At 64.5% G+C, this 25,043-nt stretch carries 23 protein-coding genes and 1 riboswitch; of the genes, 12 read left to right on the top strand and 11 right to left on the bottom strand.

Annotated elements, in window-relative coordinates; genetic code table 11:
* Window positions 1–11 precede the first annotated feature (11 nt).
* Window positions 12–368, bottom strand: coding sequence for a hypothetical protein (locus ACFT1A_RS04740; protein WP_192804714.1), 357 nt, complete (start codon window positions 366–368; stop codon window positions 12–14).
* Window positions 369–557: 189 nt separating this feature from the next.
* Between ACFT1A_RS04740 and ACFT1A_RS04745 the strand changes: the two genes are divergently transcribed.
* Window positions 558–896, top strand: a complete 339-nt coding sequence (locus ACFT1A_RS04745; protein ID WP_230815631.1) for an RNA polymerase-binding protein RbpA — start codon at window positions 558–560, stop codon at window positions 894–896.
* A gap of 379 nt (window positions 897–1,275) precedes the next feature.
* Here ACFT1A_RS04745 and ACFT1A_RS04750 read toward each other — a convergent pair whose 3' ends face one another.
* The gene (locus ACFT1A_RS04750) at window positions 1,276–1,599 is read right to left on the bottom strand and encodes a hypothetical protein (protein ID WP_378446016.1); all 324 of its coding nucleotides are present in this window, start codon (window positions 1,597–1,599) and stop codon (window positions 1,276–1,278) included.
* Between the two features lie 69 nt (window positions 1,600–1,668).
* Here ACFT1A_RS04750 and ACFT1A_RS04755 point away from each other — a divergent pair, with 69 nt between their 5' ends.
* A complete protein-coding gene (locus ACFT1A_RS04755) occupies window positions 1,669–1,845 on the top strand; it encodes a hypothetical protein (protein ID WP_378446017.1) in 177 nt (58 codons plus the stop codon).
* Between the two features lie 10 nt (window positions 1,846–1,855).
* Here the strand turns inward: ACFT1A_RS04755 and ACFT1A_RS04760 are convergent, their stop codons facing one another.
* Together ACFT1A_RS04760 and ACFT1A_RS04765 are read right to left on the bottom strand one after the other, a co-directional pair.
* Window positions 1,856–2,701 carry a hypothetical protein gene (locus tag ACFT1A_RS04760; protein WP_378446018.1) on the bottom strand — a complete coding sequence of 282 codons (846 nt, stop codon included), beginning with the start codon at window positions 2,699–2,701 and terminating at the stop codon, window positions 1,856–1,858.
* Between the two features lie 65 nt (window positions 2,702–2,766).
* Entirely contained in the window at window positions 2,767–3,741 is a 975-nt protein-coding gene (locus tag ACFT1A_RS04765; protein WP_378446019.1) for a helix-turn-helix transcriptional regulator, read from the bottom strand.
* Window positions 3,742–3,875: 134 nt separating this feature from the next.
* Here ACFT1A_RS04765 and ACFT1A_RS04770 point away from each other — a divergent pair, with 134 nt between their 5' ends.
* On the top strand, window positions 3,876–4,271 hold the full coding sequence (locus ACFT1A_RS04770; protein WP_378446123.1) for a RidA family protein: 396 nt from the start codon (window positions 3,876–3,878) through the stop codon (window positions 4,269–4,271).
* A gap of 51 nt (window positions 4,272–4,322) precedes the next feature.
* Here ACFT1A_RS04770 and lnt read toward each other — a convergent pair whose 3' ends face one another.
* Genes lnt through ACFT1A_RS04785 form a run of 3 tightly spaced genes read right to left on the bottom strand, consistent with a single transcriptional unit; the run spans window position 4,323 to window position 8,136 of the window.
* Window positions 4,323–5,891 carry an apolipoprotein N-acyltransferase gene (gene lnt / locus ACFT1A_RS04775; protein WP_378446124.1) on the bottom strand — a complete coding sequence of 523 codons (1,569 nt, stop codon included), beginning with the start codon at window positions 5,889–5,891 and terminating at the stop codon, window positions 4,323–4,325.
* A gap of 37 nt (window positions 5,892–5,928) precedes the next feature.
* Window positions 5,929–7,563: an amidohydrolase gene (locus ACFT1A_RS04780; RefSeq protein WP_378446020.1), complete on the bottom strand. Its 1,635-nt coding sequence runs from the start codon at window positions 7,561–7,563 to the stop codon at window positions 5,929–5,931.
* A 12-nt stretch (window positions 7,564–7,575) separates the two neighbouring features.
* The gene (locus ACFT1A_RS04785; protein ID WP_378446021.1) at window positions 7,576–8,136 is read right to left on the bottom strand and encodes an FxsA family protein; all 561 of its coding nucleotides are present in this window, start codon (window positions 8,134–8,136) and stop codon (window positions 7,576–7,578) included.
* A 250-nt stretch (window positions 8,137–8,386) separates the two neighbouring features.
* On the opposite strand from ACFT1A_RS04785, the gene ACFT1A_RS04790 reads away from it, so the two are divergent.
* The gene (locus ACFT1A_RS04790) at window positions 8,387–9,046 is read left to right on the top strand and encodes a hypothetical protein (protein WP_378446022.1); all 660 of its coding nucleotides are present in this window, start codon (window positions 8,387–8,389) and stop codon (window positions 9,044–9,046) included.
* 62 nt (window positions 9,047–9,108) lie between these two features.
* Here the strand turns inward: ACFT1A_RS04790 and ACFT1A_RS04795 are convergent, their stop codons facing one another.
* Both ACFT1A_RS04795 and ACFT1A_RS04800 read right to left on the bottom strand, forming a co-directional pair.
* Window positions 9,109–9,768: a response regulator transcription factor gene (locus ACFT1A_RS04795; RefSeq protein WP_003945024.1), complete on the bottom strand. Its 660-nt coding sequence runs from the start codon at window positions 9,766–9,768 to the stop codon at window positions 9,109–9,111.
* A 77-nt stretch (window positions 9,769–9,845) separates the two neighbouring features.
* On the bottom strand, window positions 9,846–11,009 hold the full coding sequence (locus ACFT1A_RS04800) for a sensor histidine kinase (protein ID WP_378446023.1): 1,164 nt from the start codon (window positions 11,007–11,009) through the stop codon (window positions 9,846–9,848).
* A 38-nt stretch (window positions 11,010–11,047) separates the two neighbouring features.
* Here ACFT1A_RS04800 and ACFT1A_RS04805 point away from each other — a divergent pair, with 38 nt between their 5' ends.
* Genes ACFT1A_RS04805 through ACFT1A_RS04820 form a run of 4 tightly spaced genes read left to right on the top strand, consistent with a single transcriptional unit; the run spans window position 11,048 to window position 15,629 of the window.
* Window positions 11,048–11,815, top strand: a complete 768-nt coding sequence (locus ACFT1A_RS04805; protein WP_378446024.1) for a TSUP family transporter — start codon at window positions 11,048–11,050, stop codon at window positions 11,813–11,815.
* Window positions 11,816–11,845: 30 nt separating this feature from the next.
* On the top strand, window positions 11,846–13,366 hold the full coding sequence (locus ACFT1A_RS04810) for a TldD/PmbA family protein (protein WP_378446025.1): 1,521 nt from the start codon (window positions 11,846–11,848) through the stop codon (window positions 13,364–13,366).
* The gene (locus ACFT1A_RS04815) at window positions 13,363–14,724 is read left to right on the top strand and encodes a metallopeptidase TldD-related protein (protein WP_378446026.1); all 1,362 of its coding nucleotides are present in this window, start codon (window positions 13,363–13,365) and stop codon (window positions 14,722–14,724) included. The genes ACFT1A_RS04810 and ACFT1A_RS04815 overlap by 4 nt, the downstream gene beginning before the upstream one ends.
* Window positions 14,724–15,629, top strand: coding sequence for a TIGR01777 family oxidoreductase (locus ACFT1A_RS04820; RefSeq protein WP_378446027.1), 906 nt, complete (start codon window positions 14,724–14,726; stop codon window positions 15,627–15,629). Before ACFT1A_RS04815 ends, ACFT1A_RS04820 begins: the two co-directional genes overlap by 1 nt.
* A 7-nt stretch (window positions 15,630–15,636) precedes the next feature.
* Here ACFT1A_RS04820 and ACFT1A_RS04825 read toward each other — a convergent pair whose 3' ends face one another.
* Window positions 15,637–16,017, bottom strand: a complete 381-nt coding sequence (locus ACFT1A_RS04825) for a PPOX class F420-dependent oxidoreductase (protein ID WP_378446028.1) — start codon at window positions 16,015–16,017, stop codon at window positions 15,637–15,639.
* A 203-nt stretch (window positions 16,018–16,220) separates the two neighbouring features.
* On the opposite strand from ACFT1A_RS04825, the gene ACFT1A_RS04830 reads away from it, so the two are divergent.
* Window positions 16,221–17,876, top strand: coding sequence for a GMC oxidoreductase (locus ACFT1A_RS04830; protein ID WP_378446029.1), 1,656 nt, complete (start codon window positions 16,221–16,223; stop codon window positions 17,874–17,876).
* 39 nt (window positions 17,877–17,915) lie between these two features.
* On the opposite strand, the gene cobN is transcribed toward ACFT1A_RS04830, so the two are convergent.
* The gene (cobN, locus tag ACFT1A_RS04835; protein WP_378446030.1) at window positions 17,916–21,536 is read right to left on the bottom strand and encodes a cobaltochelatase subunit CobN; all 3,621 of its coding nucleotides are present in this window, start codon (window positions 21,534–21,536) and stop codon (window positions 17,916–17,918) included.
* Between the two features lie 63 nt (window positions 21,537–21,599).
* Window positions 21,600–21,686, bottom strand: a riboswitch (cobalamin riboswitch).
* 74 nt (window positions 21,687–21,760) lie between these two features.
* Here cobN and cobG point away from each other — a divergent pair.
* Genes cobG through cobJ form a run of 3 tightly spaced genes read left to right on the top strand, consistent with a single transcriptional unit; the run spans window position 21,761 to window position 25,033 of the window.
* Complete coding sequence (gene cobG / locus ACFT1A_RS04840) at window positions 21,761–22,903, top strand: precorrin-3B synthase (RefSeq protein WP_378446031.1); 1,143 nt, start codon at window positions 21,761–21,763, stop codon at window positions 22,901–22,903.
* A gap of 19 nt (window positions 22,904–22,922) precedes the next feature.
* On the top strand, window positions 22,923–23,549 hold the full coding sequence (locus ACFT1A_RS04845; RefSeq protein WP_007729839.1) for a precorrin-8X methylmutase: 627 nt from the start codon (window positions 22,923–22,925) through the stop codon (window positions 23,547–23,549).
* Window positions 23,546–25,033 carry a precorrin-3B C(17)-methyltransferase gene (gene cobJ / locus ACFT1A_RS04850; protein WP_378446032.1) on the top strand — a complete coding sequence of 496 codons (1,488 nt, stop codon included), beginning with the start codon at window positions 23,546–23,548 and terminating at the stop codon, window positions 25,031–25,033. The genes ACFT1A_RS04845 and cobJ overlap by 4 nt, the downstream gene beginning before the upstream one ends.
* The last annotated feature ends 10 nt before the right edge of the window (window positions 25,034–25,043 follow it).

Here is a 25,043-nt window from a genome sequence, read left to right on the forward strand (position 1 = left end):
CCACACCTGCTTCACCGGAAACGTTCGGCTTCGCGGGCAAGTTCGGTCAACCGTTCACACAACTGTGTGAGTTCCGAACTTTCGGCGCCCTCGGCAACAGCTGTCGCCACATCTTCGGCGGCGCAGCGGACCTCGAACATCCGATCCACCAGTTCGACAGCCTCGACGGCGGTCAAGATGACGGCGTCAGCCGGGATGGACGTGCCTTTGACAGCACTGCGTTGTTCGTAGGCGCGCTGGCGACAGGACTGGCTGCAGTACCGGCGACGACGACCCACTCCCGTTACCGCGACCTCGCGGCCGCACCACACACACGGGTTTCCGGAACGCGCAGTCTGCGGTGATCCGACGCGTGTGCTCTCAGCCATGAGTCGACACTGTACTCGAGATTCGGACGCCTTCGATGAACGCGCACGGTACCCGGTAAGATGGAGAGGTTGCGTCTTCTCGCCACACGGGAACCAATCGGGTGCTCGTGGCGTTGTAGATGAGTGTGAGCGTCTACTCCCCAAGTCAGGGCGCCCACCAGCGGTGACGAACGAAGAGAGGACACCACCATGGCAGATCGCGTACTTCGAGGTAGCCGACTCGGAGCTGTGAGCTACGAGACCGACCGTGACCATGACCTCGCGCCCCGTCGTATGGCCAAGTACAAGTGCGAGAACGGCGAGATCTTCGACATCCCGTTCGCGGACGAAGCCGAGATCCCCGGTACCTGGTTGTGCCGTAACGGCCTCGAAGGCAGCCTCATGGAGGGAACTGCTCCCGAAGCCAAGAAGGTCAAGCCTCCCCGTACCCACTGGGACATGCTTCTCGAGCGTCGCTCGGTCGAGGAACTCGAAGAGCTCCTCAAAGAGCGTCTCGACTTGCTGAAGGCCAAGCGTCGCGGCGCATGAACTAGCACTTCGATCAAGACCGTCCGGTTCTACACCGGGCGGTCTTTCTCGTTCTTCGGGGAGTGATCGTTCACAAGTCGACGTCATACTTCGGCCCTTCTTCGACGTGGCAACTCCAGATGCTTCGCCCTACTGAAAGATATTTCAGTACAACGTCATTCAGCATCCAGGCGCACTCGCGAGCCGACAGTGCGCGAATGCTGGATTCGCGCTGGAGAACCATCGGCACTGCTTCGTGCACCAGTGTGAGCTGTATCCCCCACCCTGCGACACACCAAACTTCGGTGCACCAAACTTCGATACGGCATGAAACTTCGATACGGCATGAAACTTCGATACGGCATGGGGACACCTCGGATACGGTGTCGAAATGAGACCGTCAGGAATGTTTGTCGGCGCGGGCACACTGCTTCTCCTTGTGGGCTGCGGAAGTGCCGAGTCCCCGGTGCTGGGCTCCGCCCCGGCTCCCCCGACAGCCGATCTTTCGATGCTCGAGCCGGCGACCTGCCTCGCCGACAATCTCGGCGCGTCGCTCGGCACCGGAGTGCTCGTTTCCGAACCGAAATCGATCCCCGACGGATTCACCCCCACTCACGTGATCACTTGCGACTTCGGTACTGATGGCAATGACAATGGCGATGGCGATGGCGATGGCAGGGGCGATGGCAGGGGCGATGGCACGATCGGTTGGGTCGAGCAGCATCGTAGGGGCGATCTGTCGGCGGTACTGTCCGCCTTCAGAGTGCCCTCCGACCCTCGGGATCCTTCTTGCATGACAGACCAGCTAGTTCCGCCGACCGTGTGGCTTGTGGACGATCAGGGGTACGGTATGCGGCCGCTCGTTCCCCAGGGCACATGCGGCCAGTACAAGTGGGATGCGATCGAGGCGGTCAACACTCTGCCGGTCACCGAAACAATCGTGCACCGGGTTTCCGTCGGCGCGCGATGACTGCGACCTTCTAGTCGACCGTGAATCTTCGCATCGCCAGATATCCGAAAACGCCGACCAGGATCAACGTGACGCCTGCGGTCACGGAAACGGAGTCGGTCACCAGCCCTGCGATTCCGGTCACGGCTATGAACACCGGCAGAAAGTCGAACAGTCGGAAAATCGACTGCGGGGGTTCGGTATCGAGGCCCTGCGCCTGAGCGGCCTTGTTCGGCGCGTACTCGGGGTACCACTCGGTGAACGAGATCGCGAAGAAGGTTCCGAGCAACTGCAGAATCCATCCGGTCCAGAAGTTGTCACCGTCGTGCAGCCGTGCATCTCCGAACAGGCCCACCGCAGCCGACCAGGTGAAGGCGAGCGCCCATACTGCCGTGATGACGTAGTTGATGCGCAGAAACAAGGGCGTCGTCCAATACTCCTCGGGCGTCGACTCTTTCGCGTACTGCAAAGTGAAAGGATTGCGGAGCAGGATCGACCCGAAGGCGAAGACCACCAGTGCGATGTTGGTCAGTTCGCCTCCCCAGAGTTCGAACCACCGAATCGTGTTCGCCGACGCGAGTAACCCGATGGCCGCCAGAACGCCGAAGAACGCGACGTCGAAGACCTCCAACAGCTTCACGGTGCCACCGCGCCGGTGACTGGCCGCCAAAATCAGCAGTGACAACCCCAGCGCGGCAGCTGCGGATTCCTCGAACCTTCCCGGCCCGGAGAGTAAAGACAGCAGGATCCACGGCGACAGGCCCGCGAGCGGTGATTGCAGAACCGCATCGACCACGCTCGTTTTACGAACTGCATTCTGTCGCTCGGCTTTTTCGGGCTCGGTCTTCTGTGGCTGGGTCTTCTCGGGCTCGGTCACGGAACGCCGCCTTTGCGCTGGAACGGGTGGCACAGCGAGTACCCGCGAAGACGGCCCCTGAAGCGTCAGGACGAGTCGCGGTAGCTTTCCGCCACTGCGGCGGCGCGGCTCAACAGGGCAATGCGCAGCGACTGCGGGGCCAACGCCTCCGCATCGACGCCAAGCTGCCACAGCGCCCATTCGGCATGTCGCGAATCTTGGAAGGTGACCTCCATCCGCAGCCATCCGTCGTCTCCGGCATTTACGGCATGCACGCCCAGCGCGGTCTCTACCAACTCCTCCCTGCGTGCCGGATTCAGCCGCAGCCGCACGGCCACCTGGTCTCCGCCCGCCCGAAAGCGCGTACTGCGTTCCTGCCAGATCTGTTCGAGATCGACACTGGCCGGCCGCTCAGCGAGTTCGGCGAGTTCCTCTGCGGCCAGAATCCGAGACAACCGATAAGTCCGGTCAGCGCCAGAGGTCACGGTCAACAGGTAGCCTTTGCCGCGCACCGTGACCAGGCCGACCGGATCCACCGTGCGCCACTTCGGCGCCCGGTTCACCGCTGCGTAGTGGATCCGCAGCTTGTGCCCGGCAAGCACCGCACGCCGGACCTCGATCAAGATCGCGTCGGGCACTTCCTCGGTGACTTGTCGCCGTGAGAGCAGATCCTTCTCGGGGTCGATCAGAAACCGCTGGGCGGCAATGTCCGCGAGAACTCGATTGCTTTCGGGTAGCGCGTCGACGACCTTGCGCATGGCTGAAGCGAGCTCCGAGCCGAGTCCGAAAACCTGCTCGCCACGCGCCGATCCCGCGGTCAGCAGTGCAAGTGCCTCGTCGTGGTTGAGTCCGGTCAGTTCGGTTCGGAAACCGGGTAGCAGCGCGAAACCTCCGTTTCGACCGCGTTCGGCGTAGACCGGTACCCCGGCCGCAGACAAAGCCTCGATATCGCGCAACACAGTACGTGTGGACACCTCCAACTCACGTGCCAGTGCGTCCGCGGACTGTCGGCCCCGTTGGCGCAGTATCAGCACGAGCGAGACCAACCGATCAGCGCGCATTCCGAAAATGTACCGAAATACATGACATAGGGTGTCGTGATTTATTGACAGGCTTCTTCCACGACGGTGGAGACGGGGGCTGTCGAGCCCTCGCCCATACGTTTTTCGAACAATCGAATGGAGTCGACGTGGCAATGGAGCGAACGGCAGTCAACCCGGTGACGTGGTCGGCGGAAATGGGATTCAACCAAGGTGAAATTGTCTCCGGGCAGACTCGGACCCTGTTCATTTCAGGCCAGACGTCGATGAGCGAAGACGGTCGACCTCGGAATGAAGGCGACATGGCTGCGCAAGTAGCGCTCAGCCTCGACAACATGGAGGCAGTGCTCGCCGAGGCCGGCATGGGTCTGGCAAACCTGGTCCGTCTCAACGTCTACACCACAGATGTGGACCTGTTGTTCTCGCACTACGGCATGTTGGCCTCACGGCTGGCCGCCGCCGGGGTCGCACCAACCACGACGATGCTCGGCGTGGTTAGGCTGGCAATCCCGGGTCAAATGGTCGAACTCGAGGGGACTGCCGTCGCGTGATGCGGCCTTCCCTGTTTTCCGTCCCTGTTGGTGGGGAGTGATTCCCGAGGCTCAGGTTGCTACCGTCTTTTCGGCAGGTAGCTCGGCCTTGTCCCGGCGTCTGGCGATCACTGCCAAGGCAATCGCGCCGACAGCGATGATGCTGAGCACGATTTCCGGCGCCGGGCCTACTCGGGTGGCGAGGGTGATGCTGGTCGAGAGCGGCACCTTCGCCACCAGTGCGGCAGGCACGAACAGTTCGGTCTGCGAAGTCACCGCGCCGTCGGGACCGATGATCGCGCTGACACCACTGGTCGCAGCAACGACCACCGCGCGACCGTGCTCGACTGCCCGCACGCGCGACATCGCCAGCTGCTGATACGTCATCTCGGTGTCGCCGAACGTGGCGTTGTTGGTGGGTACCGCGAGAAGTTGTGCACCGTTGCGGACCGACTCCTGGAAGGCTCGGTCGAACGCCACCTCGTAACACGTTGCGACGCCGATGGGTACGTCCGCTGCGTGGACGACCCCGTTGCCTTCGCCGGGCACGAAGTTGCCCGCGCGATCGGCATAGGACGAGAAGTTCCGGAAGAAGCTCCGGTAAGGCAGGTATTCGCCGAACGGCTGGATGATCTTCTTGTCGTGTTGTTCCTGAGGACCATCCGCGCCGTCCCACACGATCACCGAGTTCGTGGTCGTGCGATCGGCATTGACGAGTACGGTGCCGACAAGAATCGGCGCCCCGATCGCTTCGGAGGCTCGGGTGATGTCGGCCGCGGCATCGGCGTTTCGCAGGGGGTCGATGTCCGAGGCGTTCTCCGGCCAGATCACGACGTCAGGCTGATCGATGCGGCCCGCGTCCACCTCGGCGGCAAGTTTCACGGTTTCGCTCACATGATTGTCGAGGACCTGCTTGCGTTGCGAATTGAAGTCCAAGCCCAACCGCGGAACGCTTCCCTGAATCGCCGCGACGGTGATCGTTCGGTCGCCGGAATCCATGGTGGCCAGGAACGGCGACGCCACAAGGGCAATGATCACGGGCACGAGGGCAGCGGCAACAGCTCCGAAGAATCCTCGGTCCCACCGCTTGACTGCGACAGCGACGGCAATTGCTGCCAAGCCGGTACCGGTCAGGGCCACCGCGAAACTGAGCAGCGGCGCACCGCCGACACTCGCAAGGGGAAGGAGCCACCCTTCGGATTGACCGAATGCGAGCCTGCCCCAGGGAAATCCGCCGAAAGGAACGCTGGAACGAAGCCACTCGGTGAGCGTCCAGGTCGCGGCAATCCACAACGGTGCCCACGGCAACCTCGCCACCAGGACAGCGAGCAACCCGAACAGTCCGATGAACAACGACTCCACCGCGGCCAACGCGATCCACGGGACCGCGCCTACGAACACACCGATCCACGGAAGCAGCGGCACCAGGAATCCGAGACCGGCTAGGTACCCGTAACCGAAGCCGGCACGCAGGCGAAGTCCGCCGCGGCCGAAGTTGGTCAAGACACACGTCAGAAGAGCGATCCCGACGGGCGCCAAGAACCACAGTGGGCGGGGTGGGAACCCGGCAAAGATCAGGAATCCACCTGCGGCTGCGTAGAGCGAACGCAGCCATGCCGAACCGGTGAGCACAGCGTTCACGCGGGAGCGATCGTTGCCGGGCGCCTCGGCGCTGCGCTCACTCACTCGTCGAGCTGCGCTGATAGACGACGCGTCCGCGATGCACGGACTCGATGCAGACCGGAATCGGCGCATCTTCCGCCAACCTCGGCAGAGCGGGTACTCGCGAGCGCGGATCGGTGGACCATCGCTGAACCGAGTCGGCCGGTGCACTCACTTCGAGTTCGCCTGCCTCCCACAACACGTAGGACGCCGGCGCGCCCGGATTGAGCGTTCCCGCGGCGCCGTCCCGCACGCCGCCCGCGCGCCAAGCACCGCGTGTTGCTGCGGAGAAGGCCGCACGCGGCGAGATCCCACTTCCGTCGGTGCGGTGCTGAACAGCGGCGCGCAGCATCGCCCACGGCTCGATCGGGGTGACCGGCGCATCGGAACTGAATGCGAGTGAGACGCCCTTACCGGCAGCGGGTGCAAACGGATTCAGAGCTGCCGCGCGGTCGAGGCCCAGACGTGTCGCGTACAGGCCGTCGGTGCCGCCCCACAGTGCGTCGAACACCGGCTGGACACTCGCGATGACGCCCAAGGCGGCAAAGGTTTCCGCGTCGGCCATCGACATCATCTCCGCATGTTCGAGGCGGTGACCCAGCGCGGCGACCTTGGGGCCACCCAGTTCGTCGGCCACTTTCCGGAACGCGGCAGCTGCCGACGACACGGCGCCGTCACCGATGGCGTGGAATCCGGCCTGGACACCCGCGAGGGTGCAAGCCCGGATGTGTGCGGCGATCGCGTCGACGTCGAGGTAGGCGTTTCCCGTCGAATCAGGTTGGTCTGCATAGGGTTCGAGCAACCAGGCGGTGTGTGAACCGAGAGAACCGTCGATGAAGAGATCCCCGCCGAGTCCGTGTGCACCGGTCTTGTCGAGGAGCGCGCGCGCGTCCTCCTCGCTGTCGACGCGTTCACCCCAGTAGCCCCGAACCTCCACGCCGTGATCGTGGGACAGGAGTTCCTGAAAGTCGGTCAATCCCGAGATGTCCGGTCCCCCGCACTCGTGAACGGAAACGATTCCGCGTGAGGCGCAGAGATCGAGCGCAGCGGTACGAGCAGAAGCGCGCTGCGTTTCCGTCAGCAGATTCCGAGCGGCATTGCGCGCCAGGTGGTGTGCGTCGAACGTCAACGGGCCCTCGGCTGAGTATCCAGCGGTGTCGGCGAGGCCGGAGATGCCGTCGCGCAATGCGCTCGAGCACGCGGCCGAGTGAACATCGATCCGCGAGAGATATACCTTGCGGCCAGGTGCCGCGGCGTCGAGATCTGCGGTCGACGGCGGCGTCTGCTCGGCCCACTCGGTGTCGTCCCAACCGTGTCCCCAGATGACTGCGTCGGGATGGGCAGTTTCGGGGTTCGCGGCTGCGAATGTTCGTACTCGCGAGAGGCATTCGTCCAGAGAGTTCGCGCCCACGAGATCGAGGCCGACGAGATTGAGTCCCAGTGCGGTGATGTGGACGTGGGTGTCGACGAACCCTGGAGTGACAAACGCACCGCCCAGGTCTTCGATCTCCGCGGCGGGGTGCAACGCCCGTCCGGCGCGCTCGTCGCCGACCCACACGACGGTGCCGTCGGTGATGGCGATCGAGGTCGCGTCAGGTGCAAATGAACTGTAGATCCGGCCGTTGACCAGCAGACGAGTAGTCACGAGCACCCAGTCTGCCTGTTAGTACTGCGGCCCCCGCGAACGGGTGGGTGTATCCGTGTCCAGAATCTCACCCTCGAGGACCAGTTCCTTGCCGTTGCTGGCTACGTACTCGGTGGTTTCGGGTGTCTCGACGATGATCTCGCCGTCGATCACCTCGCCGTTTCGGCGCATCCGCGCCGCGTAGCCGACGGTTCCGGCAAAGGCGTCACCACCGGCAGCAAATGCTGTTGCGCGCTTGCCTGCCAGGAGGACGGCAAGCGGGCGCAGTGCCCAGCGGGTCGGCGGAATCAGAAGCAGCAGGCCCAGAACGGAAGTCACGAGTCCGGGCACGAACATCAACGCGGAGCCTGCCGCGACCAAGGCGCCGTCGGCGACCGCCAGTGACGGCGATCCCTCACCCCGCGTGGCCTTACGGAATCCGTCCATGACCCGTCGCCACTGCGAACGCATGAGGATCAATCCGACAAGCGATCCGGCGAGAAACAGCAGCACGGTCCAGGCGACACCGATGGCGTTGCCCACGATGACCAAGGCTGCGATCTCGACGATCACGTAGAGGAGGAATACGGCGGCGATCATGACGTCCCCTTTCAGACGGTCTACCCGTTCAACGCTCGAGGGGCCGGTTTTTCTCCCGACAACGATGTAGACCTGCAAAACAGACGGGTGCCGTGAGTCACATGGGGCCTCTGCGGGGCGCCGTCGGCTTGCCTGGCGTTAACTAACGCTCCGCTAACGATTCTAAACCTCAAGTTGACGTTGAGAGTCTGGACGTGGTCAAGTCACTTCGGGCCGCATTTCCCGGCCTCATGAAATGAAGGAGCCCGACATGAGCCGACTCCCCGGCAAGACACTCGCCCGACGCATCCCGGCTGCCCTCGCCGGCACTGCCGCCGTCGTGGCACTCACCGCCGGCAGCACGATGATGAGCGCCGGAACCGCCACCGCAGAACCGGTTGCACCCGAAGGTATTGCTGCGCTGATCGCCCAGGCCGCAGCCATCTCCCCCGAAGCGTCCGCCGCTGTCCAGCAGCTGATCGGCGCGGCAGGGGCCGACCAGATCACCGCAGCCCTCGATATCCCCGCCGTCGGCGTCACGAAGCCTCAGTCGTTCATGTACCCGGCACCGACGATCGGGTGCGGCATCGCCGGCGAGCCTGTCACCGTCACGCTCAGCTCCGCGCAGGCCGGTCCGAACTTCCCCTTGCCGCCGTGGGTCGAGGCCGATCACCTTCGTTTCCAGGCAATCCCGGGTTACGTGGGCATCCCCAAGACATCAGGGTTGAGTGTCGCCTGGATCAACGTGGGCACGTTCAAGGGCGGCATCGTCCCGTTGGACGAGAAGTTGCCGGTACTCGATACGCCGTTGCTCTCGAAGGTCGTCGACACCGGTGACGGCAAGGTATTTGCCGCACTGTTCGGCAATGTCGACTACGCCGACGGAAAGTCCTGCATCGTGCTCCCCACAGTGGGCGCCTTCGATGCCTGACCAGAGCGAAGCGCTCGATGCCTGACCAGAGCGAACCGCTAGCCGCTTGACAGGTGGCCGGCCTACGCGCCCGGAGTCACCAATCCGGTCTCGTAGGCCAGCACCACCGCCTGCACACGATCGCGCAGGTCGAGTTTCGTGAGAATGCGTCCGACGTGCGACTTGATAGTCGATTCGGACAGGTACAGCTGCTGTGCGATCTCGATGTTCGACAGGCCAGTGGCCACGTGTCCGAGGACTTCGCGTTCGCGTTCGGTCAGGACGTCGAGAACAACCGGATCGCGTCGCGGCGCCGGACCGTCCACGATGAACCTCGACAGCAGACGACGAGTCACCTTCGGGGAGACAACCGCATCACCGGCCGCCACGCTGCGGATGGCCGACACCAGATCCTCGGGCGGGGTGTCCTTGAGAAGAAAGCCGCTCGCTCCGGCTCGCAGGGCGCCGAGCGCGTGTTCGTCGAGATCGAACGTCGTCATCACCAGGACTCGCGACTCGATCCCGGAGGCAAGAATCTGCTCCGTGGCTTTCACTCCGTCGACAATCGGCATCCGCACGTCCATCAACACGACGTCAGGCTTCAGCGCCACCGCCGCTGCGACCGCCGCGGCTCCGTCGCCGGCCTCACCGATGACCGAGATGTCTTCATGTGCTTCGAGCACCATGTTCAGGCCCATCCGCATGAGTTCCTGATCGTCGACTAGCAGCACGGTGATGGGCACGGCGTAAACCTATCGGGCCTGAGACGTCGGTGCCAACGCGATTGCTCCGACACCTGGTTACAGAGACATCGCCTGGATCAGTCGTGGATCTCGAGTGGTAGTTCCGCATAGACACGCCAACTGCCGTCGGGGCGTCGTCCGGTCTCGAGTGTCCCGTGCAGTACCGCCACCCGCTCGCGCATGCCGACCAGTCCGTTCCCCGAACCGTGAGAGAAGGTCGAACTCGACGTTCCGTTGTCGACCACCTCGAGCAATACCGCGGTCTCGGTGCGGCGCACGGTGACTCGTGCCTTCGGATTTGCGCCGGCGTGACGGAGGACATTGGTCAGGGACTCTTGGACGAGGCGATGAATGCCCAGGCTGACCGACGGACTGACGTCGTCGAGTTCACCGGTCAGCTCGAGCCGCACGCCGAGTCCGGCGGCACGCATCATCTCGACGACCTTGGCAATACCAGCCGTTCCGTGTTGCGGCATCGCGTCGCTGCTTACCTCGGTGCGCAGGAGCGAGACGGTCCGGCGAAGTTCGGCAAGCGCGTCGCGTCCGGTGCTGGAGATATTGCCCAGCGCCTTCTTGGCCAACGCCGGATTGGATTCGACCGCGTACGACGCTCCGTCCGCTTGAACGATCATCACGCTGACCGCGTGGGCAACGACGTCGTGGAGCTCGCGGGCGATCCGGGTTCTTTCCGTGGCCACCGCATCCTCGGCGCGCCGATCCCGTTCGTACTCGGCCACTTCGAGTCTGGCTGCCACTTCCTCGTCGTACGCGCGCCGCGCGCTCAAGAACTCGGCGGTGATCCAGGCGAGCGCATAGAGCAGCGTCGCGATGATGATCGTGAGGATCACGTCTTGACGGATCACGAGCAACGAGAGAGTCATGTCGAGGGCCAGGAAGCACGCGAAGATTGCCCCGGTGCGCCGATCTACGTACGCAACGAGTGTGTAGAGCGAGACGCCGAGTGCCAGCAGTCCTGGATGTTCCGCAGCCGGGTCCCCTGTCGCCCACATCATCAGGGTCGCGAAATACGACATGGACAATATGGCCGCTGCGGAGGTGCGGGGAAATTTGCGACGCCATACGACCGGCAGGCAGATCAGAAATCCGACGACGAGCTGAGGCCATCGTTCCTCGCGAGGTGAGCTCACGAACGTGACAACTTCGAGCGCGAAGAACACGAGCGCCAGAGCGCTGTCCGCGATCATCGGCTTTCCTCGCAGCCACAGGCTGAACCTCCGCATGTGCTCAAGAGTGTCACAGCTGTGAAAGAGTCACCGCCGTGGATATTGCTGATTGGGGACTGCTGATGACGGCAGCGACGGCGGCGGGTTGGGTGGACGCCGTCGTCGGCGGCGGCGGATTGATTCTGTTGCCCGCGCTCTTTCTGGTCGCGCCCCAATTGACCCCGCAGGCGGCCCTGGCCACCAACAAACTCACGGCCTTCACCGGGACGAGCGCCGCGGTGTACACGTTCTCCCGGCGAATCCCGATGGAGTGGCGGCAGCTGGCTCCGGCAGCTGCCTTGGCTGCGGTGACAGCCGCGTGCGGAGCGGCGGCCGTTTCACTGATCGACAAGAAGTACTTCATTCCGATCGTGATGGTCGTCCTCGTCGCCGTCGCCGTCTTCGTGACCATGCGTCCGACGCTGGGCACCACCATCGCCACTCATCGTCCGACGCAGCGCAGGACCGTTCTCGTCCTGCTGCTCTCCGCCGGACTCATCGGCCTCTACGACGGTCTGCTCGGACCGGGCACCGGCACGTTCCTCATCGTCAGCTTCGCGACCTTCCTCGGAACCGAATTCGTCCGCAGCGCAGCGATGGCGAAGGTGATCAATCTCGGTTCCAACTTCGGGGCGCTCGCGTACTTCGCCGTCACCGGACATGTCTGGTGGAGTTTGGGTTTGGCGATGGCAGTCTGCAACGTTCTCGGCGCGGTCATCGGTTCGCGGATGGCGTTGAGCAAGGGATCGGGGTTCGTGAGGATCACGCTGTTGGTTGTCGTGATCGCCATGGTGATCCGCCTCGGATGGCAGCAGTTCGGCTGAGATCGGCGGTCGTCGACTAGCGTCGTGTGCGTGACCGTCACCCGAGATGTCGATGCAGATTTCCTCGCCCTCCCGCTGCGAGCCGTCGCCGACGCGGCGCTGTCGGCAGCAAGAACCGCCGGAGCCCAGCACGCCGACGTTCGTGTCCACCGCGTGCTCACACAGTCGATCAGGTTGCGCGACGGCGTAGTTCAAGCCGTGTCCGACGGAGACGAGATCGGGGTCGCCGTCCGCGTGATCGTCGACGGCACCTGGGGGTTCGCCTCCCACGCCGAGGTGTCCCCTGACGTCGCGGCTGCGCTGGCGCGCCAAGCCGTCGAAGTTGCGAAGGCATTGCGCTCGCTCAATCGTGATCCGGTCACCCTCGCCGACGAGCCCGTCTACGCCGACGCGACGTGGGTGTCGCCGTACCTCGAAGATCCTTTCGCGACACCGACGTCCGACAAGGTAGCTCTGCTGGTCGACTATTCCGGGCGGCTTCAAGCCGCTGACGGCGTGGATCACGTCACGGCGAGCGTCCTCCAGGTCAAGGAACAGACCTTCTACGCGGATCTGGCCGGTTCGTCGATCACCCAGCAACGGGTGCGTCTGCACCCCGAATTCGAAGCCACAGCCGTCGACAAGTCGGCCGGCAGCTTCGAATCGATGCGTACCTTGGCTCCGCCGGTCGGGCGCGGATGGGAGTATCTCGGGGCGGAGAGCACGTGGAACTGGGGCGACGAGCTCGCCCGGATACCGGAGTGGCTGGCCGAAAAAACGAAGGCACCGACCGTCGAAGCGGGCCCGACCGACCTCGTGATCGATCCGACCAATCTGTGGCTCACAATCCACGAATCCATCGGACATGCCACCGAATACGACCGGGCAATCGGCTACGAAGCGGCCTACGCCGGTACGTCGTTCGCGGTGCCGGACAAGCTGGGAACGCTGAAGTACGGAACATCGCTCATGCACGTGACCGCCGATCGAAACCAAGAGCACGGTCTGGCCAGCGTCGGATTCGACGACGACGGCGTCGCCGCTCAGCGGTGGGATCTGGTCGCCGACGGAACACTGGTCGGGTATCAACTCGATCGCGTGTTCGCACCGAGGCTGGGACTGACGCGTTCCAACGGATGCTCGTACGCAGACTCCGCACATCACGTTCCCATCCAGCGTATGGCCAACGTCTCGCTCTCCTCCGACCCTCACACGGACACGTCGACCGAAGACCTGATCTCACGAGTCGAGAACGGCATCTACGTCGTCGGTGACAAGTCCTGGTCGATCGACATGCAGCGCTACAACTTCCAGTTCACCGGTCAGCGGTTCTTCAAGATCCGTGACGGAAAGCTCGACGGTCAGGTGCGTGACGTGGCATATCAGGCGACGACAACAGATTTCTGGGGCTCGATGGAAGCCGTCGGCGGAGAGTCGACCTGGCGACTGCAAGGCGCATTCAACTGCGGCAAGGCGCAACCCGGTCAGGTTGCGGCGGTCAGCCACGGCTGCCCGTCCGCTCTGTTCCGCGGAGTCAACATCCTCAATACCCGTTCGGAGGCTCAGCAGTGATCGATCCGCAGCAGGTCGTCGAGCGTGCACTGGCCGCGAGGACGGTAGACGAATCGTTGGTGATCGTGACCGACGCGAGTGAAGCGTCGCTCCGGTGGGCCAACAATTCGATGACCACCAACGGAGTCTCACTGTCCCGGACGTGGACTGTGATCTCGATCGTGCGCGAAGGTGACATCGCGAAGGTGGGCACCGTCAGTTCCAGCAGTGTCGATCCGGAGCAGATCTCCGCGCTCGTGCAGGCAAGCGAAGAAGCTGCTCGCACAGCCACTCCCGCCGACGACGCATCCGACTTGATCACCCAATCGGCGGCGGAGACCGACTGGGACCTGCCGCCCGACTTGACCGACATCGGTGTCTTCGCTCAGTTGGCTGCCGACCTGTCGAAGGCCTTCGACGGCGGCGACCAGTTGTTCGGCTTCGCCCACCACCAGTTGCACACCACCTGGCTCGGAACCTCGACGGGCGTGCGACGCAGAACGGCTCAGGCCACCGGCTCAGTGGAAATCAACGGCAAGCGCGGCGACGCGAGTGCCTGGGTCGGATCCGGAACTGTCGATTTCAGCGACATTTCAATACCGAAGCTCTTGTCACAGTTGACCACTCGACTCGACTGGGCGGGCAATTCCGTCAGCCTGCCCGCCGGCCGCTACGAGACGATTCTTCCGCCATCTGCTGTGGCGGACCTGATGATCTATCTGATGTGGACCATGGAGGGCCGCGGCGCCGAAGAGGGGCACACCGCACTTTCCTCCACCGGTGGCACCCGGATCGGCGAGAAACTCGGTGCCTTGCCACTCACGCTGACCTCCGACCCCGAGGCCGAGGGCTTGCAGTCCGCGCCGTTCGTGATCACGACGTCGTCGAGCGAATCCGTCTCACTGTTCGACAACGGCATGGAGATCGAACCCGTCGACTGGGTCCGAGACGGGGTTGTCAATGCGCTGGCATACCCGCGCCACGCTGCCCGAGAATTCGGTCGACCAGTCGCAGTTCCCGGCGACAATCTCATCCTGACCGGTGGTGACGACACCTCGATCGAGGACATGATCGCAGGTACCGAGAAGGGACTGCTGCTCACGACCCTCTGGTACATCCGCGAGGTGGATCCCACGACGCTGCTGTTGACCGGACTCACGCGTGACGGTGTGTATTTGATCGAGGACGGCAAGATCGTCGGCGCCGTCAACAACTTCCGTTTCAACGAGAGCCCCCTCGATCTCCTGCGACGGGTCACGGAGGCGGGCCGAACCGAGATCACGCTCCCCCGCGAGTGGAAAGACTGGTTCACTCGAACGGCTATGCCGCCGATGCGCATTCCCGATTTCCACATGTCCTCGGTCAGTCAGGCGCAGTGATGGCGAAGGTCGTGATCGCCGGCGGCACCGGCGCTCTCGGCCGCCGGATCTGCGACGATCTCGCCGGCCGCGGGTACGACGTCGTGGTCCTGACTCGGTCACCGCAACCCGGCAGGCACAGGCAGGTTCAGTGGGACGGCGTCACGGTGGGCGACTGGGCAGGAGAACTCGACGGCGCCGCGGTGATCAATCTGGCCGGAGAGTTGGTCGATCGCCGACCCACACCGGCAAACATCGCACTGCTCACCCGCTCCCGAGTCGATCCGACCCGTGCGCTGGTCGAAGCGTCGAAACTACTGCCGAGCCCTGTTTCGGTCTGGATCCAGGCGAGCACGCTCGCGATCTACGGCGATGCGGGTGAGTCCCGTCTGGACGAGGATTCTCCCCTCGCTGACGGGCCGCCTCAGATGACCGACGTCGCCAAGGACTGGGAGGCAGCGGTCGAGGGCGCCAACACGTCTCGAGTAGTGATCCTGCGGACCAGCGTCGTGTTGGAGAAGGGCACACCGGCGCTCGAGCGACTGCTGTTGCTCGTGCGTTTCGGCCTGGGCGGCCGCGTTGCCTCGGGTAGGCAGTGGACGAGTTGGATTCACATCGAGGACTGGCTGTCGATCGTGCGTTGGGCCCTCGAACCCGATTCGGCCGCCTCGGGTGTGGTCATCGCGACTGCCCCGGATCCTGTCCGAAATTCAGAACTGATGGCCGGGCTGCGCAAGCACCTTCACCGGCCACCTGCCCCGCCGACACCCGCTTTCATGGTCCGCCTCGGCGCGTTCCTGCTGCGCAGCGACGCGGCCCTGGGCCTGACCGGTCGACATGCCGTGTCGAAAGTGTTGACGGACAACGGCTTCCCATTCACCTATCCGCAGTTCGACACAGCCTTGGATGATCTGCTCGGCAAGTGACGCCGGGTCAGGCCGAAGTGATGGCAAGGCCGATCGTTCCGGTCTTGCCGCGGCGAAGGAGACTGCCTTTCATGGTGATCCAGCCGAGGATTCCGTACCGACGTGCTATCGCGTCGCGAGCATGATCGGTGCCCGGTCCGTCGAGGATCTCGGCGACGGCGGCAACCGGTTCACCCTTGGGATTTCCCCGAGCGTCGCACGCAGCAACGGTGACCGACGGGTTTCGCCTGATGCGCTTGACCTTGTAGGAATCGGTGACTGTCCACATCAGGAGCTTGTCGCCGTCCGGCGCGGCCCAGAGCGGAGTCGCCACCGGCGTTCCGTCCTTGCGGAAGGTCGTGAGTAGGACGTACTTGGCCTCGGAGACACGCTTGAAGTCGGGGTTCACTCCTCGAGGATAGGTGCGAGCGCCTCCCGCTGAACACCGACAGGCTTCCGCGACTATCTGGCGACTGCTCGTCCTCGACTGAACTTTGCCTCCTATGCACGTTTTATCCGGTTTCAATAGGCATTTGACACACCGTTTCGTCCCCAAACTCCATCTCGAGTTATTCTGAGGCAAACCGTCGAACTGGGGAGTCGAACTTACACATGCAGCGCCGTGACATGCAGCGTCGTGACTTTTTCAAAGCGGCCGGGGTGGGAGTGGCAGTTGCAGCCGCGGCACCGCTCATGTCGACGTCGATAAGCCACGCAGCCCCCGCACCTCTGCGGGCGCTACCGATGGGTGCTGATCACTACCGCGCGCTGGTCCCCGAGTTGTTCGTACCCTCGCCTACTCCCCCGGAGCATTCCGAAGCCATCGTCATCGGCTCCGGATTCGGCGCAAGCGCCACCGCCCTCAGGCTGGCGCAGAGCGGCACCCAGGTCACCATCCTCGAACGCGGACTTCGGTGGCCTCACGATCCGCAACGGGAGATTCACACCTCCGACATGCTGGCCGACGGCCGCGGAGTTTTCCGGCGAACATCGTTCACCAACCTCACCGGACTCCCCGTGGCGTGCGACTACTTCAGCGGCGTCCTCGATGCCACCGACTACGAACACATCTCGGTCTGGCGCGGCGCTGCAGTCGGCGGTGGGTCCATCGTCTTCACCGGCGTGATGATCGCCCCCGAGCGCCGATTCTTCGACGCGGTCTTCGGCAACTCCCTCGACTACAACGAGATGACGGCAACGTGGTACCCCAAAGTGCGCAAGATGCTGCGCCTGAGTCCGTTGCCCGAAGACATCTACCAAACCCCGAACTTCGGTCACTCGCGCCGCTGGGATCAGGACGCTCGCCGTGCGGGCTTCGATCCGCAGCGAATCGACGGGATCTGGAACTGGGACGTCGTTCGCGCTGAGCTCGCCGGCCGCACCCGCGCGTCGGCCACCGCTGGTGACAGCAACATGGGCAACTCCAACGGGGCGAAGTTCGACCTCACGCAGAACTACATTCCCGCCGCCGAAGCCACCGGACGAGCCAGCGTGTGTTACGGACATCAGGTGCTCGCAATCAGTCGCGAACGCGATGGACGATACGTCGTCGACGTCGAATCGACGGATCCGACGGGCGGCGTTCTGGCGCGCAAGACTCTCACGTGTGACCGGTTGTTCCTCGGCGCCGGCTCCATCGGCACGTCCGAACTGTTGGTACGCGCCCAGGCGACCGGCGCGCTGCCGAACCTCAACGAACACATCGGCAAAGGCTGGGGAACCAACGGCGACGCCGGAATGGTGCGCTCGTTCGGCTTCAGCGACGGCAACGCACAGGCCGCGCCGTCGGCGTCGCGCATCGTCGACGAGTCGGGAATGCCGCTCTCCCTCGAGAATTGGTACGTTCCCGGCTTGCCCGTGAACATCGGCATGCTCGGAACCTTGGGTATGACTCTCGACTCACAGCGCGCCGACTTCGCTTACGACGGCGGCAACGATCGGGTCGTGTTGAACTGGCCGAAGAACGGCAACGACGCCACCGTCGAGGCCCTGCGCGCCGTTCAAAACAAGATGGCGTTTGCCGGGACCACCCTGCCGTCCGCGTTGCCGTTCGCGAAGGACGTCAATTCCTCGTTCACCGCACATCCCCTCGGCGGTGCGGTTCTGGGCAAGGCCACCGACGGCTACGGGCGAGTCAAGGGCTACGACGGTCTGTACGTGATGGACGGCGCCGCAATTCCGGGAAGTACCGGCACTGTCAATCCGTCACTGACCATTACGGCTCTGGCCGAGCGGAACGTCGCTCAGATCATCAAGTCCGGACGCTGAGACACTTCAGCGCCCGGACCCGCCGGTGATCTTCGAGATCTACTCCCCCTCGAGTTCGCCTTCGGTTTCGAGGTACACCTGACGCAAGCCGTCGAGTGTCTTCTGCTCGGGGTGCTCCCACATGTTGCGCTCGGCGGCTTCGAGGAGTCGCTCGGCGATTCCGTGCAGGGCCCACGGGTTCGACTGGGTCATGAACTTCTGGTTCTGCTCGTCCAGAACGTAGGTCTCGGCGAGCTTCTCGTACATCCAGTCCGCAACCACGTTGGTGGTGGCGTCGTAACCGAAGAGGTAGTCGACCGTTGCCGCCATCTCGAATGCACCCTTGTACCCGTGACGGCGCATGGCGTCGAGCCAGCGGGGATTGACGACACGCGCCCGGAAGACGCGGGCGGTCTCTTCCGAAAGTGTGCGTGTGCGAACCGATTCCGGCCGGGTGCTGTCCCCGATGTACGCCTCGGGTGACTTTCCGGTCAGCGCGCGCACGGTGGCAACCATGCCGCCGTGGTACTGGAAGTAGTCGTCCGAATCGGCGATGTCGTGCTCACGCGTGTCGGTGTTCTTGGCCGCCACGTTGATTCGACGGTATGCGCTGCGCATGTCGTCGGCTGCCGGGATTCCGTCGAGCCCACGGCCGTACGCGAAGCCGCCCCAGTTGGTGTACACCTGGGCGAGGTCGTCGTCACCGCGCCAGGTCTTGGAGTCGATGAGTTGCAGCAGGCCGGCGCCGTAGGTTCCGGGCTTCGAACCGAAGATGCGGGTGGTCGCACGCCTGGCGTCGCCATGCTCGGCAAGGTCGGCCTGCGCGTGAGCGCGCACGTAGTTCTGCTCGTCCGTCTCGTCCAGCGCCGCCACCAACTGAACAGCGTCGTCGAGCAATGCGAGCACATGCGGGAACGCATCACGGAAGAATCCGGAGATGCGGACGGTGACGTCGATGCGCGGTCGGCCCAGTTCTTCGAGATCGATGACTTCGAGGTTGACCACGCGTCGGCTTGCTTCGTCCCAGACGGGGCGAACACCGAGGAGCGCAAACACTTCGGCGATGTCGTCGCCGGAGGTACGCATGGCGGCGGTTCCCCACACGGACAGACCCACCGAGCGCGGGTACTCGCCGTGATCGGCGAGATAGCGAGCAGCGAGCGACTCGGCCATGGCCTGACCGGTCTCCCACGCCAGACGCGACGGAACTGCCTTGGGGTCGACCGAGTAGAAGTTGCGACCGGTGGGAAGCACGTTGATCAGGCCGCGCAGCGGCGAGCCGCTCGGACCGGCGGCGATGAAACCGCCGTCGAGCGCATGCAAGACCTGCTTGATCTCGTTGTTCGTCTGCCGCAGACGCGGAACCACTTCGGTGGCGGCGAACTGCAGGATCTTCACGACGGTCTCGTCGTCGCTGAGGTCTTCGGCGGCAGCGGGTTTCCAGTCGGCGTCGTACATGCCGCGAACGAGAGCGTGCGCCTTTTCCTCGATGTCGTCGACACGGTTGCGGGACTCGTCGCCGTCTTCGCTGAGCCCGAGGGCCTCACGCAGACCGGGAACGCTCTGTTCGCCGCCCCACATCTGGCGGGCACGCAGCATCGCGAGTACCAGTTCGATTTCGGCGTCGCCCTCGGGAGCGCGGCCGAGAATGTGCAGGCCGTCGCGGATCTGGACGTCCTTGATCTCGCACAGCCAACCGTCGACGTGCAGGAGCATGTCGTCGAAGACGTCTTCTTCGGGACGCTCCGCGAGGCCGAGGTCGTGGTCCATCTTGGCTGCCCGCATCAGCGTCCAGATCTGCTGGCGAATGGCCGGCAGCTTGGACGGGTCCAGTGCGGAGATGTTGGAGTGCTCGTCGAGCAGTTGCTCGAGACGGGAGATGTCGCCGTAGCTTTCGGCGCGGGCCATCGGTGGGATCAGGTGATCGACGAGCGTCGCGTGGGCACGACGCTTTGCCTGTGTTCCTTCACCCGGGTCGTTGACCAGGAAGGGGTAGATCAGCGGCAGGTCGCCCAGGGCTGCGTCGGTGCCGCAGTTGCTGGACATGCCGAGTGTCTTGCCCGGCAACCATTCGAGGTTGCCGTGCTTGCCGAGGTGCACAACCGCGTCGGCGCCGAATCCACCAGCATCGGGCGTCGCCGCGATCCAGCGGTAGGCCGCAAGGTAGTGATGGCTCGGCGGCAGATCCGGATCGTGGTAGATCGCGACGGGCTTTTCGCCGAATCCCCGGGGCGGTTGGACCATGAGCACGATGTTGTTGAATCGCAGTGCCGCGATGACGATTTCGCCGTCCGGATCCTGCGAGCGGTCGACGTAGAGCTCGCCGGGCGCTGTGCCCCAATGCTCTTCGACGCCGCTGCGCAGCTCTTCGGGCAACGTGGCGAACCATTCGCGGTACTTTGCTGCCGAGATTCGGATCGGATTTCCCTCGAGCTGCTCGGCAGTGAGCCAGTCGGGATCCTGGCCGCCGGCCGCGATCAGGGCATGGATCAGCGCGTCGCCGTCCTTCGCCGCCAGGCCGGGAACTGCGTCCGGACCGTCGACCGGACCGAGGTCGTAACCGGCAGAACGCATTTCAGTGAGCAGGTCGATTGCGCTCGCCGGAGTATCGAGACCGACGGCGTTGCCGATGCGGGCGTGCTTGGTCGGGTACGCCGAGAGCATCAGAGCAACGCGACGCTCGGTGGTGGGAATGTGGCGCAGCTTGCCGTGACGGACCGCGATCCCGGCGACACGGGCAGCGCGCTCGACGTCGGGGACGTACGTGGACAGTCCGTCCGAGTCAATTTCCTTGAAGGAGAACGGGACGGTGATGATGCGGCCGTCGAACTCCGGCACCGCGACCTGGGTCGCGACGTCGAGTGGCGACAGTCCGTCGTCGTTCTCGTCCCAGGTGGCGCGGCTACTGGTCAGGCACAGCCCCTGCAGGATCGGGACGTCGAGAGCAGCGAGTGCGGCAACATCCCAGGCTTCGTCGTCGCCACCGGCGGACGCCGTCGCGGGCTTGGTGCCACCGGCAGCAAGAACTGTCACGACCATGGCGTCGGCGCGGCGGAGAGTGGTGAGAAGTTCGGCTTCTGCGGTTCGTAGTGATGCGCAGTAGATCGGGAGCGCGGTGCCACCGGCCTCGGCGACGGCGTCACACAGCGCCTGGATATACCGGGTGTTACCGGCCAGGTGCTGAGCGCGGTAGTACAGAACGGCGATGACGGGACCGGTCGCCGAGTCGAGATCGGGCGCGAAATCCGCGATCCCCCAGGAAGGCAGGTGTGCCGGCGGCTCGAAACCGTGACCGGTGAGCAGGACGGTGTCGGACAGGAAGTGGTGCAGCTGTGCCAGATTCTGCGCGCCGCCCTCGGCCAGGTAGTTGTGGGCCTCGGCAGCGACGCCGGCGGATACCGTCGAGCACTCCATCAGGTCGGCGTCCGGTGCGTGCTCGCCGCCGAGCACGACTACGGGGAGTCCGGAAGCGAGGACCATCTCCAAGCCGTCCTCCCAACTGCGACGGCTGCCGAGGATACGAACGATCACGAGATCGGCGCCGTCGAGCAGCGGCGGCAAGTCTTCCGAGACCAGCAGGCGCGAGGGGTTGGCCCAGCGATAGGAGACGCCGTCGCCGGCTTCCTGGCTGGCGCGGGCGCTCAGCAGATCGGTGTCGGACGTGGAGAGCAGAAGAATCACGGGTGAAGCCTTCCTGGGGTTTCGCGCCCCGTGGCACAGATCTGTCATCGACGGCGGTTGAGGGTCTGACTCGTGTTTCCGAGCGGAAACACATTCCGTTCGAAAGAACACTCACAGTGGCGCGACCGCACCGGACTTTCACCGGTTTCCTCAACTGCCGTCACTGGTGGTGGTGATGCTACCGGTCCGCAGAAGGCACTCATGACAGGTCGTACCCTGGAGCCATGCCCACGGACCGTTCACAGCCAGACGCGTGCCCGGGTGCACTGCAAGTTCACCACGCCGCCGACGGCGCACTGGCACGCGTGCGCCTCCCCGGCGGCATCCTCAACCCGGCCCAACTCCAGACGCTTGCAGACGCGGCGCGCGATCTGGGCAACGGGCAGATGGAACTCACCTCGAGAGGCAACGTTCAGTTGCGCTCGGTCTCGGATCCCGAAGCCTTCGCGGCGCGCATCGCGTCGGCCGGTCTCCTGCCGTCAGCGACGCACGAGCGAGTACGCAACATTCTCGCGTCCCCACTGTCCGGCCGTATCGGGGGCGTCGCCGACATTCGTGAACTGGTCCACCGTCTCGATTCGGCCATCCAAGCGGATCAGGCATTGGCCGATCTGCCGGGGCGAACCCTGTTCACCCTTGACGACGGGCGCGGAGACATCACCGGGCTGCGGGGCGATTTCGGACTCCATGCGCACAGCGCCACCGAGCATTCCCTGGTGCTCGCCGGTCACCACACCACTCACCGCGTACACGCAGATGACGCCGTCGAATTGCTCCTCGAGGCGGCTCGATCGTTCCTCGACGTTCGCGACAAGCACTGGCGCCTGGCCGAGGTTCCGGACGGAATCGAGCGCACCCTCGAGCAGTTGGGCCTGAGCGCCGAGGCCATCGTCGAGCCAGACCTCACGCCTGAAGCGCGGCCCACCATCGGCTGGCTCGAACAGCGAGACGGAACGGTTGCCCTGGGCGGCGGCCTGCGATTCGGGCTGCTCGAAGCGCGGCTGGCCGAGTTCCTCGCCGCCGTCGACAAGCCTGTCGTCGTGACGCCGTGGCGATCGGTGCACATCTTCGACCTCGAGGAATGGGCGGCCGAACAGGTAGTCCGAGTGCTTGCCCCCATGGGGCTGATCTTCGACGAGAACTCGCCGTGGCTCGACGTCACCGCGTGCACCGGAAGTCCGGGATGCGAGAAGTCACTCGCCGACGTGCGCACCGACGCGATCAACGCCGTCGAGCAAGCAGAGCTACCCGTCGTCGGACGGCAGCACTGGGCCGGGTGCGAGCGCAGTTGCGGACGTCCCCGCGGGGACGTAGCGGATGTGGTTGCGACGGGTGACGGTTACCGGGTGAATCCGGCCAATCGGTGATGCCTCTATCGTGTGGCACATGATCGAGTACATCCGTGACGGCGCGGAAATCTATCGCCAGTCCTTTGCCACCATTCGGGCCGAAGCCGACCTGAGCCGTTTCCCGGCGGATGTCTCGCAAGCTGTAGTTCGCATGATTCACGCAAGTGGCCAGGTCGATCTCGTCGACGACGTCGCCTTCACGCCCGGAGTCGTCTCGGCCGCGCGTGCCGCTCTGCGCGACGGCGCGCCGATCTTCTGCGACGCCCAGATGGTGGCGGCCGGCATCACACGCAAGCGTCTGCCCGCCGGCAACGACGTCATCTGCACCCTCGGCGATCCTCGGGTTCCCGTGCTGGCGTCGACCATCGACAACACTCGCTCGGCCGCTGCCCTCGAACTGTGGGGAGCCAAGCTCGAGGGCGCTGTTGTCGCGATCGGAAACGCACCCACCGCACTGTTCCATCTCCTGAATCTCATCGAAGCCGGAGCGCCCCGTCCCGCCGCGATCGTCGGAGGTCCGGTCGGCTTCATCGGCGCTGCCGAGTCGAAGGAAGCTCTCATCGAACACGCCAGCGGAATCGATCATCTCGTGCTCCGCGGCCGACGCGGCGGCAGCGCGATCACTGCGGCGGTCGTCAATGCGATTGCGAGCGAAGTCGAATGAGCGCAGGCAAGCTCTGGGGTGTCGGAATCGGCCCCGGTGATCCCGAACTGGTGACTGTCAAGGCCGCCCGCGTCATCGGCGAGGCAGACGTCGTCGCGTTCCACTCTGCGCGGCACGGCAAGAGCATCTCCCGCGGCGTTGCAGCGCCGTACATGCGCGAAGGGCAGATCGAAGAACACCTCGTCTACCCCGTCACCACCGAGACCGTTGATCATCCCGGCGGATATAAGGGCGCGATGGACGAGTTCTACGAAGCAGCTGCCGAGCGGTTGGCAGTTCACCTCGAGGCCGGTCGAACCGTCGCGTTGCTCGCTGCCGGCGATCCGCTCTTCTACAGCTCCTACATGCACATGCACAAGAGGCTGGCCGATCGCTTCGACGCCGAGGTGATTCCCGGTGTCACCTCCGTCAGCGCGGCATCGGCTGCACTCGGAAAGCCGCTGGTCGAGGGTGAAGAAATCCTGACGATCCTGCCCGGCACGTTGCCGCAGGCCGAGCTGACCAGGCGGCTCGAGGGAACCGACGCCGCTGCCATCCTCAAGCTCGGACGCACGTTCCCGCCAGTCCTGCAATCGCTCGCGGATTCCGGCCGCCTCGGCGAGGCCCACTACGTCGAGCGCGCGAGCACCACACGTCAACGCGTCGAATCTGCTGCCGACGTCGACCCGGACGGAGTTCCGTACTTCTCGATCGCCATCGTTCCGAGCCCGTCGAACAACCCGCGACCTGCAACCGAGTCTCGCGGCGAGGTGGTCGTGGTCGGACTCGGACCGGGCGATACCGCCTGGACCACACCTGAAGTGGCGCATGAGCTTTCGTTGGCCACCGACCTCGTCGGCTACGGCCCTTACGTCGATCGCGTGCCGACGCGTCCAGGTCAGCGTCGCCATTCCAGCGACAACCGCGTCGAAGCGGAACGCGCCGCGATGGCGCTGGACCTCGCGAAGAACGGCGCCCGCGTAGCTGTCGTCTCGTCGGGAGATCCCGGCGTATTCGCCATGGCTGCAGCAGTTCTCGAAGTTGCCGCCGAAGACCAGTGGAGCGGCGTCCCGGTCCGCATCCTTCCCGGCATGACGGCGGCAAACGCTGTCGCCAGTCGCGTCGGCGCTCCCCTCGGGCACGACTATGCGGTGCTCTCCCTGTCCGATCGCCTCAAGCCGTGGGATGTCGTCGCACGCCGGATCTCGGCAGTTGCAGCCGCGGACATGGCATTTGCGGTCTACAACCCGGCGTCGAAGTCCCGGACCTGGCAGGTCCAGGCCATGAAGGACCTCATGCTCGAGCACCGCTCCCCCGAGACTCCCGTTGTCATCGGGCGCGATGTTGCAGGCGCCGAGGAATCCGTTCGGGTCGTTACCCTCGGTGAACTCGAGCCTTCCGAGATCGACATGCGGACTCTGCTGATCGTCGGCTCCTCGATGACGACGGTCGTCGAAACCGGTTCGGGCCGTCAGGTGTTCACCCCGCGGCGCTACCCGGAGTGAACACCGCACG

The organism is Rhodococcus sp. NPDC057135, assembly GCF_042670865.1.
Lineage (GTDB): Bacteria > Actinomycetota > Actinomycetes > Mycobacteriales > Mycobacteriaceae > Rhodococcus_F.

Bases quoted from the DNA above. Each gene is read 5' to 3' on its own strand.
- ACFT1A_RS04740 (WP_192804714.1), bottom strand. From the start codon at position 368: ATGGCTGAGAGCACACGCGTCGGATCACCGCAGACTGCGCGTTCCGGA.
- ACFT1A_RS04745 (WP_230815631.1), top strand. From the start codon at position 558: ATGGCAGATCGCGTACTTCGAGGTAGCCGACTCGGAGCTGTGAGCTAC.
- ACFT1A_RS04750 (WP_378446016.1), bottom strand. From the start codon at position 1,599: ATGCTGCTCGACCCAACCGATCGTGCCATCGCCCCTGCCATCGCCCCT.
- ACFT1A_RS04755 (WP_378446017.1), top strand. From the start codon at position 1,669: ATGACAGACCAGCTAGTTCCGCCGACCGTGTGGCTTGTGGACGATCAG.
- ACFT1A_RS04765 (WP_378446019.1), bottom strand. From the start codon at position 3,741: ATGCGCGCTGATCGGTTGGTCTCGCTCGTGCTGATACTGCGCCAACGG.
- ACFT1A_RS04770 (WP_378446123.1), top strand. From the start codon at position 3,876: ATGGAGCGAACGGCAGTCAACCCGGTGACGTGGTCGGCGGAAATGGGA.
- ACFT1A_RS04785 (WP_378446021.1), bottom strand. From the start codon at position 8,136: ATGATCGCCGCCGTATTCCTCCTCTACGTGATCGTCGAGATCGCAGCC.
- ACFT1A_RS04790 (WP_378446022.1), top strand. From the start codon at position 8,387: ATGAGCCGACTCCCCGGCAAGACACTCGCCCGACGCATCCCGGCTGCC.
- ACFT1A_RS04800 (WP_378446023.1), bottom strand. From the start codon at position 11,009: ATGCGGAGGTTCAGCCTGTGGCTGCGAGGAAAGCCGATGATCGCGGAC.
- ACFT1A_RS04820 (WP_378446027.1), top strand. From the start codon at position 14,724: ATGGCGAAGGTCGTGATCGCCGGCGGCACCGGCGCTCTCGGCCGCCGG.
- ACFT1A_RS04830 (WP_378446029.1), top strand. From the start codon at position 16,221: ATGCAGCGCCGTGACATGCAGCGTCGTGACTTTTTCAAAGCGGCCGGG.
- cobG (WP_378446031.1), top strand. From the start codon at position 21,761: ATGCCCACGGACCGTTCACAGCCAGACGCGTGCCCGGGTGCACTGCAA.
- ACFT1A_RS04845 (WP_007729839.1), top strand. From the start codon at position 22,923: ATGATCGAGTACATCCGTGACGGCGCGGAAATCTATCGCCAGTCCTTT.
- cobJ (WP_378446032.1), top strand. From the start codon at position 23,546: ATGAGCGCAGGCAAGCTCTGGGGTGTCGGAATCGGCCCCGGTGATCCC.